The 8,976-nt window shown below is 64.2% G+C and carries 10 protein-coding genes; 3 read left to right on the top strand and 7 right to left on the bottom strand.

Going from position 1 to position 8,976, the window contains the following annotated elements:
- From EOA38_RS19275 to EOA38_RS19245, 7 genes are all read right to left on the bottom strand, one after another.
- Positions 1 to 437: LacI family DNA-binding transcriptional regulator (locus EOA38_RS19275; RefSeq protein WP_145965997.1), on the bottom strand; the 437-nt coding region annotated here is incomplete at its 3' end.
- A gap of 22 nt (positions 438 to 459) precedes the next feature.
- Positions 460 to 1,476: an ABC transporter permease gene (locus EOA38_RS19270; RefSeq protein ID WP_127299985.1), complete on the bottom strand. Its 1,017-nt coding sequence runs from the start codon at positions 1,474 to 1,476 to the stop codon at positions 460 to 462.
- On the bottom strand, positions 1,473 to 2,975 hold the full coding sequence (locus EOA38_RS19265; protein WP_127299984.1) for a sugar ABC transporter ATP-binding protein: 1,503 nt from the start codon (positions 2,973 to 2,975) through the stop codon (positions 1,473 to 1,475). The genes EOA38_RS19270 and EOA38_RS19265 overlap by 4 nt, the downstream gene beginning before the upstream one ends.
- Before the next feature lie 136 nt (positions 2,976 to 3,111).
- Positions 3,112 to 4,083, bottom strand: coding sequence for a sugar ABC transporter substrate-binding protein (locus EOA38_RS19260; RefSeq protein WP_127299983.1), 972 nt, complete (start codon positions 4,081 to 4,083; stop codon positions 3,112 to 3,114).
- Positions 4,084 to 4,381: 298 nt separating this feature from the next.
- Entirely contained in the window at positions 4,382 to 5,401 is a 1,020-nt protein-coding gene (locus EOA38_RS19255) for an LLM class flavin-dependent oxidoreductase (RefSeq protein ID WP_127299982.1), read from the bottom strand.
- A 310-nt stretch (positions 5,402 to 5,711) separates the two neighbouring features.
- Positions 5,712 to 5,915, bottom strand: a complete 204-nt coding sequence (locus EOA38_RS19250) for a hypothetical protein (RefSeq protein ID WP_127299981.1) — start codon at positions 5,913 to 5,915, stop codon at positions 5,712 to 5,714.
- Positions 5,916 to 6,118: 203 nt separating this feature from the next.
- The gene (locus EOA38_RS19245) at positions 6,119 to 6,751 is read right to left on the bottom strand and encodes an isoprenylcysteine carboxylmethyltransferase family protein (protein ID WP_126091105.1); all 633 of its coding nucleotides are present in this window, start codon (positions 6,749 to 6,751) and stop codon (positions 6,119 to 6,121) included.
- Positions 6,752 to 6,953: 202 nt separating this feature from the next.
- On the opposite strand from EOA38_RS19245, the gene EOA38_RS19240 reads away from it, so the two are divergent.
- From EOA38_RS19240 to EOA38_RS19230, 3 genes are all read left to right on the top strand, one after another.
- Entirely contained in the window at positions 6,954 to 7,631 is a 678-nt protein-coding gene (locus EOA38_RS19240) for a winged helix-turn-helix domain-containing protein (RefSeq protein ID WP_126091104.1), read from the top strand.
- Between the two features lie 56 nt (positions 7,632 to 7,687).
- Entirely contained in the window at positions 7,688 to 8,068 is a 381-nt protein-coding gene (locus EOA38_RS19235) for a YkvA family protein (protein ID WP_127299980.1), read from the top strand.
- A gap of 4 nt (positions 8,069 to 8,072) precedes the next feature.
- A partial coding sequence (locus EOA38_RS19230) for a histidine kinase dimerization/phospho-acceptor domain-containing protein (RefSeq protein WP_127299979.1) occupies positions 8,073 to 8,976 on the top strand: 904 nt, incomplete at its 3' end.

The following is an 8,976-nucleotide window of genomic DNA, read 5'->3' as shown; positions in this document are numbered from 1 at the left end:
TCGCGTTCGGCCAGCGCCGCCGGCACGGCGGCGGAAAGGCGCGAGAACACCCTCGCATGGTCGGACGAGCCGGCGAAGATCAGTCCGTCGATCTGCTTTGCCAGCAGCACCGACAGATAGCGCTCTTCCTTCTCGGCGTTGCCGTCGGAGTTGCACAGGATCACCGTGTAGCCGGCGACGAAGCCGGCATCCTCGATCTGGCGCGCAACGCTGGCGAAAAACGGGTTGGAATTGTCGGGCAAGAGCAGGCCGATGGTCTTGGTCTCGCCGCGCCGCAGACTCCGCGCCAGCGAGTTCGGGCTGTAGCGCAGCGCGGTGATCGCCGCGCGCACGCGCTCGGCCGTCTCCGGCTCGACATGGCGCGTGCGGTTCATCACATGCGAGACGGTGGCGACGGACACCCCCGCATAGCGTGCGACATCGGCAATCGTCGTCATGGTCCCTGGTTCCCCTGGCTCCCTAGCGGATTTTCCGCAACAGCCTCTCCCGATACGCGTCTAGGATGACGGCGAGCACGATGACAAGGCCAATCACGATGGGTTTGAAATTGTCGCCGACGCCGAGCAGCTGCAGCCCGGTGCTCAAGACCTGCAGGATGCAGGCGCCGACCAGCGTGCCGATGATCGAGCCCTTGCCGCCGCTGAGGCTGGTGCCGCCGATGATGACGGCGGCGATCGCGTTGAGCTCGTAGCCGACGCCGGCGATCGGGCTGCCGATGTTCAAGCGCAGCAGATAGACCATGGCCGCGATGCCGGCCGTCAGGCCGCTGATGGTGAAGGCGGCGACCTTGTAGAAGTCCGGATTGTGGCCGGAGAGGCGCACCGCCTCGTCATTGGTGCCGACCGCGAAGATCATGCGACCGAAGACGGTGAAGCGCAGCACGAACCAGCCGGCCGCGATCACCAGCACCGCAACCAGGAAGATCGAGGGCAGGAAGCCGCCGATGATGAGGTTGCCGAAATCGACGAAGCTCTGCGGCAGGCCGGTGATGGTCGAATTGTCACTGACCACGCGCGCGGCGCCCGCCGCCATGTTGAGCATGCCGAGCGTGACGATGAAGGAGGGGATCTTCCAGCGGGTCGAGATCCAGCCGTTGAGGAAGCCGCAGACAGCACCCGTCGCCATGCAGGCCAATAGCGCCAGCGTGATCGCCGCCGCCGGCGACAGGCTCTCGTCGATCATGACGGTGGCGCCCACCACGGTGCACAGCGCCAGCACCGAGCCGACCGAAAGGTCGATGCCGCCGGTGAGGATGACAAAGGTCATGCCGGCGGCGAGCACCGTGTTGATGGCGATCTGGACGAAGATCTTCAGCGCGTTGCCGGGCGTGGCGAAATAGGGCGCGCTGACCGAGAAGAACAGCGTGATCAGCACCAGCGCGAGCAGCACGCCGGCATCGCGCACCAGGAAACGCAGGAACTTCGCCCTTCCGGGGGAAACAGGCGCCGAAACGATTGCGTCGGACGTCTCGCTCATGGTCGCACATACTCCTGGTAGGCGAGCGACAGGATGCGCTCCTGGTCGAATTCGGCTCGCGGCACCTCGCCGACAATTCTGTTCTTGGAAAAGACGATGATGCGGTGGCACATGCCCATCAGCTCCGGCAGGTCGGACGACACTATGATGATGCCCTTCTGTGCCGCCGCCAGCATCCACAGGAGCTGGTAGATCTCGCGCCGCGCGCCGATGTCGACACCGCGCGTCGGCTCGTCGAGGATCAGCGTCGAGGTGCCGCGGAACAGCCACTTGGCTAAAACCACCTTCTGCTGGTTGCCGCCGGAAAGATTGCGCACGGCCTGCTCGATCGAGCTCGCCTTGACGCGCAGCTGCCCGACCAGGTCGTTCGCGGCCGCGGCTTCGGCCCGGCGGTTGACCAGCCCGTGGCGCGAGACCTTGCCGAGATCGGTGATGGTGATGTTCTTGTCGACGGCCAGGTCGAGCAGCAGGCCCTGGCCCTTGCGGTCCTCGGTGAGCAGGCTCAGTCCGTGCCGCACGGCATCCTTGGGCGCCGTGATCGCCACCGGCCTGCCGTCGATCTCGACGACGCCGTCGAGCTTGGGATCGGCGCCGAACAGGGCTCGCATGGCTTCCGTGCGGCCGCTGCCGACCAGGCCGGCGACGCCCAGGATCTCGCCATGCCGAACCGAGAAGGAGATTTCCGGCGTCGCGGCGTTGCGCTTCAGATTGGCGACGCTGAGCGCGACCTTCCCCGGCGCGATCGAGGCATCGAAGCCAAATTCGTCGGCGATGTCTCTGCCGATCATCATCCGCACGATATCCGGCACGCTAAGGCCGTGGAGCTCGCGGGTCGCGACCAGCCTGCCGTTGCGCAAGATGGTGACCCGGTCGCCGATCTCGAACACCTCGTGCAGGCGGTGCGAGATGTAGATGATGGTGACGCCCTTGGCCTTGAGCTGCTTGATGATGGAAAAGAGCCGCGCGATCTCGGGCGGCGTCAGCGTCGCGGTCGGCTCGTCGAGCACCAGAAGCTTGCTGTCGTAGCTCAGCGCCTTGGCGATCTCGACGAGCTGCATCTGCGCGACGCCGAGCGCCTCGACCCGTGTCCGCGGATCGACGTCGAGGCCGACCTCCTTGAGCAGCGCGACGGCGCGGCGGTTGAGCGCCTTGCGGTCGACGATGCCGAAGGCGCGGCGCGGCAGGTTTTCCAGCATCAGATTCTCGGCGATGCTGAGATAGGGTAGAAGGTTGAGCTCCTGATGCACGATGCGGATGCCGCTCTGCTGCGCATCGTGCGGCGTCATCGGCTGGTAGGGCGCGCCGTTGAAGGCGATGGTGCCGCTGTCCGGCTGGTAGATGCCGGCCAAGAGCTTGATCAGCGTCGATTTGCCGGCGCCGTTCTCGCCGAGCACGATATGGGTTTCGCCGCGCGCGATCGACAGCGAGACCTCGCTCAGCGCGACGACGCCGGGAAAGATCTTTCCGACCCCTTCAAGGGAAAGAATCACATCGTCCATGCAGCAATCCTGAATGGCGCTCTTCCGCCGCAAGGCGGTGTGAGCGCGCGGTCATCGCCGCCGACAGTTTGCCGGCGGCGATGATGAGACAAGCGAATGAATGGCGCCAGAGGGAGTACCGGCGCCCTTGCTCGCCTCAAGCGGTGATCAGCTTGACGTCGGTCTTGACCCAGCCGGAGAATTTCTCGCCGGCAAGCTCGCGCAGGCCGTAGTCGATGCCCATGGCCGCCATCTGCGCGCCATACTGCTCGACCGTGGCGAGCATCTTGCCGCTCTTCAACAGCGGGCCGACGGCCGGGATGTTGTCGAAGCCGACCACCTTGATCTGGCCGGACTTGCCGGCCGCGTCGATCGCCTTGACGACGCCGAGCGCCATCGAATCATTGGCCGCCATCACGCCCTGGATATCGGGATGCTGGGTGAGGAAGTTGGTCATCAGCGTGTTGGCTTCCTCGGTCTCCCAATGCGCCGTCTTGGAGTCGAGCAGCTTCAGCTTGTACTCCTTCACCGAATCGTCGAAGCCGAGCTTGCGCTGCTTGGCGTTGTCGGCCTCCGGATTGCCCTCGAGGATGACGACCTTGCCGCCCTTGCCCAGCGCCTTACCGAGCGCATCGCCGGCGAGCTTGGCGCCGGCGCGGTTGTCCGGGCCGAAGAAGGCGAGGTCGACGCCGGCCTTCTTCTTGGCTTTCTCGTCGAGCGCAACGTCGATGTTGATGACCTTGATGCCGGCCTTCAGCGCCTTGGCGATCGGCGTGACCATGGCCTTCGAATCGGCCGGCGCCACGACGATGATGTTGTAGTTCTGGGTGATGAAGTTCTCGATGGCGTCGACCTGAGCGGCAAAATCGCGCTCGTCCTTCATGCCGACGGCGGCGAAATCGAACTTGTCCTTGTTCTTGGCCGCGTATTCCTCCGCGCCGGCCTGCATCTGCTTGAAGAACTCGTTGGCCAGCGACTTCATCACCAGGCCGACCTTCGGCTTGTCGGCGGCGAGGACCGGACCGAGCGGCAAGGCGAGCGCGCCGGCGGCAAACGCGCTGGTCTTGAGGAACTGGCGGCGCGAGAACGAGCCGAGATCGAGCCCATGGGTAGTTGAAACCTTGCTCATGCTTTCCTCCACTTTTGATGAGCCGTAATCGGTTACGTAACCGATTACGCAAACTAGGGCGACATTTTATCAGGTGTCAATATCGATGGTAAGGCGGACGGGAAGGCGCCGGCGCCAATCTCCCCCCTTGAGGGGGAGATGTCGCCGAAGGCGACAGAGGGGGTCGCCGCGCGTGAAGCGCCGGCGCCCTTCTGCGACAAGAGATCAGGTCGGCGATTTACGTGAGGCGACCCCCTCTGGCCTGTCGGCCATCTCCCCCGCAAGGGGGGAGATTACGCGCCTCGCCGTTTTCGCCAAATCACCGCCAGCCCAGCGCCGGCGCGACGTGCTTCAGGATCGCCTCGATGACATGGGCGTTGTAGGCGACGCCGAGCTGGTTGGGCACGGTGAGCAGCAGCGTGTCGGCCTCGGCGATCGCCTGGTCTTGCCTGAGCTGCTCGACGAGCACGTCCGGCTCGGCGGCATAGGTGCGGCCGAACACGGCGCGCTTTTCCGGCTCGATATAGCCGAAATGGTCTTCGCCCTCGCTGCCGCCGAAATAGGCGCGGTCCATGTCGTTGACCAGGGCGAAAATGCTGCGGCTGACCGAGACGCGCGGTTCCCTGGTATGGCCGGCCTCCTTCCAGGCGGCGCGGTAGGCTCTTATTTGCTCGGCCTGCTGGATGTGCAGCGGCTCACCGCTCTCGTCGAATTTGAGCGTCGAGCTCTGCAGGTTCATGCCGAGCTTGGCCGCCCATTCGGCGGTGGCGTTGGTGGCCGCACCCCACCAGATGCGCTCGCGCAGGCCCTCGGAGAACGGCTCGAGCCGGAGCAGACCGGGCGGATTGGGAAACATCGGCCGCGGATTGGGCTGGGCGAAACCCTGGCCGCGCAACAGGTCGAGAAAAATCTCGGCGTGGCGGCGCGCCATGTCGGCGTCGGTCTTGCCCTCTTCCGGCACGTAGCCGAAATAGCGCCAGCCATCGATCACCTGCTCGGGCGAGCCGCGGCTGATGCCGAGCTGCAGCCGGCCGCCGGCGATGAGGTCGGCCGCGCCCGCATCCTCGGCCATATAAAGCGGGTTCTCGTAACGCATGTCGATAACGGCGGTGCCGAGCTCGATGCGCTTGGTCTTCGCGCCGGCGGCGGCAAGCAACGGAAATGGCGAGCCGAGCTGACGGGCGAAATGATGGACGCGGAAATAGGCGCCGTCGGCGCCGAGCTCCTCGGCGGCCACCGCAAGGTCGATCGACTGCAGCAGCGCGTCGGCACCCGAGCGCGTGCCCGACTGCGGCGAGGGCGCCCAATGCCCGAACGACAAAAATCCGATCTTCTTCATGCGCTCCATTCCGGTTCAGATCGGCTCGCTCGGCCGCTCAAATTCATTTGTTGCTCCAGCGCAATACCAAGGCAGCGTAAAACGGCTTTCCACCTTGGAATTGCGTGAAAACAAATAGTTGGAGCAATACCGCGATTCAACGGACACCGAACGGATACAGACCGTCAATCAGTACGGATCCGTCAAAGACATGTTCGCCGCCTTGTCATCCGTTGAAGGAGGCTGGACTCGTCTACCGTCAGGAGACGGCAGCGTAACGCTGGTGGAAAACGGAGGCGCGGCAACCCGCGACCGCAGGGCGTCAGGCCAGTCAGGCCTTGATCGCGCGGCTTTCTTTATAGGTCGCTCTTTTGACGAAAAGCTTGGCGTGTTCGGCCCACTCGACTTCGGTGACGTTGTTCTCGCGGACGGATCGCCTGAAAGCCTCCCGCAGGGTGTCGAGCTCAAAAACCGACATCCGTCCGGATATTTTGCGCTTCGATATGCGAGCGTCCATCGTGTTACCGCCAGCCAAGGTTCAGACCCGACCTTTATGTTCGATCGGCTCAGGCCATCAAGGCGTTGCCGCTGACTTCTTTTGGGTGCAAATCGGCTCAATGCATGTCGCCCAAAAGCGCGCAGCGGTTTTGGGACAATAACATGCATCAAAACAAAGACTTGAAGCGCGTCGCCTGAATTCGTTTCGGCGCGATCCGCTTTGGGTTGAGCGGTGAAATATCAATAGACGGTAAACAAGGTCGGCAGCACGCCCGTCATGCGAAAATACTCGACCGTTTCGATGAGCGGAAACAAGGCCAGGAAATAAAGCCCGTCCCGGAACGTGCTTTTCAGCGCGCCGGTGGAAAAAAGCCACTGATCCTGGTCCTGGTAAAGCAGCGGGTTCGGCCAGAACCGGGGCGTCCGCTCGGCATAGGCGGCGTAGGCGGCACCGAACTTGCCGGACAGGAACTCGGCCTCCATGCGGGCGGTGAACCGGAAAACGAGGAAGCTTGCGAGCCCCAGCGCCGCTGCCGCCAGCACCGATCCGAACATCAGCCCGATGCCGACCGCGCCGATGGTCGAGAAGAAATAGAGGGGGTTGCGGGTCATCGAGAACGGACCCGAGACGATCAGCTCGTCATTCTTCCTGCCGCCGACATAAAGGATGCTCCACAGCCGGCCAAGAAAGCAGACGAGCACAAGGCCGAAGCCGGCGGTCTCCATCAGCTCGTGCCCGTTCGAGCCCTCGCTGAGAAACGGCCTGGAAAACAGGAGCAGGACGATGGCCACCACGGCGGCGGCCTGGACGACGATCAGGCGCTTGTGCTGGTCGAACGCCTTTGGCGCTGACTTGAGTGATGTGTAAGCCATTCGGGATCAGTCACTCCGGCCCGGGCAAGGACGTTTATCCCCTAGCCTTTCTCCCGCCCCATTGCGAGGCCTCATCAGTATTTTCGATCATCCTTACGAATTTGTAAGGAACCGTACAGGCGCGCGTAAGCCGGGCTTGTGGGAATGGGCCGTCGCCGATGCTAGCATGCCGCTTGCGCTGGACTCCGGACGACAGGCCGACATGCGACTTCTGCTGGTTGAGGATGACCCAAGGACTGCCGACTACATCGTCAGGGGGCTGACCGAGGCCGGACACGCCTGCGATCTCCTGCGCAACGGCCATGACGCGCTCATCGCGGCCACCCGCGATGCCTATGACGTCATCGTGGCCGACCGCATGATCCCCGGCCTGGACGGTCTTTCCCTGATCAAGGCGGTGCGTGCCGCAGGCATCCAGACGCCGGCCATATTCCTGACCTCGATCGGCGGCGTCGACGACCGGGTCGAGGGATTGGAGGCCGGCGGCGACGACTACCTCGTCAAACCGTTCGCCTTTTCGGAGCTGCTTGCCCGCATCAACGCGCTCGGCCGCCGGCCGGCGGCGCAGGAGCAGAAGACGGCTCTGCGCGTTGCCGACCTGGAAATGGACCTGATCATGCGGCGCGTGACCAGGCAGGGCCAGGCGATCGACCTGCAGCCCCGGGAATTCAGCCTGCTCGAGGTGCTGATGCGCGGCGAGGGCCGCGTCATCACCCGCACCATGCTGCTGGAGCGCGTCTGGGACTTCCATTTCGATCCCAAGACCAGCGTCGTCGAGACCCATATCAGCCGGCTGAGAGCCAAGGTCGACAGGCCGTTTGACGTGCCGCTCATCCATACCGTGCGCAACACCGGCTACAGCCTGCATGCGCCGGGTTGACGATCCATGCGTGATCGCATCTCGCGCGTCCGACCGGCTGTCCGTATATAAGCGACATGCCGATGCTGGATACTGCAAAGCGATGGGCGCGCGTCATCAAGCGCGACACGGTGGCATTGTGGCTTGCCGCCCGCGACCCCCGCGTACCCTGGTACGCGAAGGCGACCGCCGGAGCGGTCGCGGCCTATGCCCTCAGCCCCATCGATCTCATCCCGGACTTCATCCCGGTCGTCGGCTACCTGGATGACCTTTTGATCGTCCCGCTCGGCATCATGCTGGCGGTCAAGCTGGTCCCGCCCGATCTCATGCAGGAATTCCGCGCCGAGGCCGCGCGCCGCGCCAGGCCGGGCAGCAGGGCCGGCCTGATCTTCATGATCGCGGTCTGGACAGTGGCGGCGCTGGCGCTGCTGTGGCTGTTCTGGCCGAAGCCCGCCTGACACGATGAAAGAAACACGCCTCAGCCTGCTGCGCAGCACGCCGTTCCGGCTGGCGCTGACCTTTGCCTTCCTCTTCGTGCTTGCCTTCATCCTGTCCGGCGCGATCGTCTATCAATTGATGAGCGCCGACCTCGCGAGACGGCTGGATCAATCCATCAAGGAGACCTATTCGGTCGTCGCCCTGACCTATACGGAGAACGACAGGGACGACCTTATCGCCTCGGTCAAAAACAATGCCGACCTCAGCCCGGACAAGGACCAGCTTTTCTCGCTGACCGATCCCGACGGCAACCATCTGGCCGGAAACTTCACCGCTTCCGGCCTGCCCGACGGTTTCTCGATGTTCGCAGTCAGATTGCCGGGCGTGCCGCCCGACACGATGTACCGCGCCTATACGGGCGAGGTTGGCGGCAACAATCTGACGGTCGCCTTCTCGCTCGCCGAGACCGACGAGCTGGAGACCATCGTGCTGATGAGCTTCGGCTGGGGCACGCTGTTCATCACCGGCCTGGCGATCGCCGGCGGCGCCCTGCTTGCCTCGCGCGTGCAGCGGCGCCTCGACGGCATCGCCGCCACCATGGTCGACGTCTCGCACGGACGGCTCGACGCGCGTATCCCGCTGATCGGCAATGGCGACGACATAGACGCGGTGTCCATCCAGGTGAACGCCGCGCTCGATCGCCTGTCCGCGCTGGTCGACGGCATGCGGGAGGTGAGCGCCAACATCGCGCATGACCTGAAGACACCGCTCAACCGCCTGCAGATGATCCTGGAGCAGGCCGCCGACAAGGCCGCCTCGGGCGAGGATGTCACCGGCGAGTTGGCCGATGCGCGCGCCGAAAGCCTGCAGATCAACCAGACGTTCGACGCTTTGCTGCGCATCGCCCAGATCGAGGCCGGGGCGCGCA

This window comes from Mesorhizobium sp. M1E.F.Ca.ET.041.01.1.1 (assembly GCF_003997355.1).
Taxonomy (GTDB): domain Bacteria; phylum Pseudomonadota; class Alphaproteobacteria; order Rhizobiales; family Rhizobiaceae; genus Mesorhizobium.
Note: the sequence above shows the minus strand (reverse complement) of the source record. Positions and strands in the feature narration are given on the sequence as shown.

Excerpts from the sequence above, each read along its gene's own strand:
- EOA38_RS19270 (WP_127299985.1), bottom strand. The coding sequence starts at position 1,476 with ATGAGCGAGACGTCCGACGCAATCGTTTCGGCGCCTGTTTCCCCCGGA.
- EOA38_RS19265 (WP_127299984.1), bottom strand. The coding sequence starts at position 2,975 with ATGGACGATGTGATTCTTTCCCTTGAAGGGGTCGGAAAGATCTTTCCC.
- EOA38_RS19260 (WP_127299983.1), bottom strand. The coding sequence starts at position 4,083 with ATGAGCAAGGTTTCAACTACCCATGGGCTCGATCTCGGCTCGTTCTCG.
- EOA38_RS19255 (WP_127299982.1), bottom strand. The coding sequence starts at position 5,401 with ATGAAGAAGATCGGATTTTTGTCGTTCGGGCATTGGGCGCCCTCGCCG.
- EOA38_RS19245 (WP_126091105.1), bottom strand. The coding sequence starts at position 6,751 with ATGGCTTACACATCACTCAAGTCAGCGCCAAAGGCGTTCGACCAGCAC.
- EOA38_RS19240 (WP_126091104.1), top strand. The coding sequence starts at position 6,954 with ATGCGACTTCTGCTGGTTGAGGATGACCCAAGGACTGCCGACTACATC.
- EOA38_RS19235 (WP_127299980.1), top strand. The coding sequence starts at position 7,688 with ATGCCGATGCTGGATACTGCAAAGCGATGGGCGCGCGTCATCAAGCGC.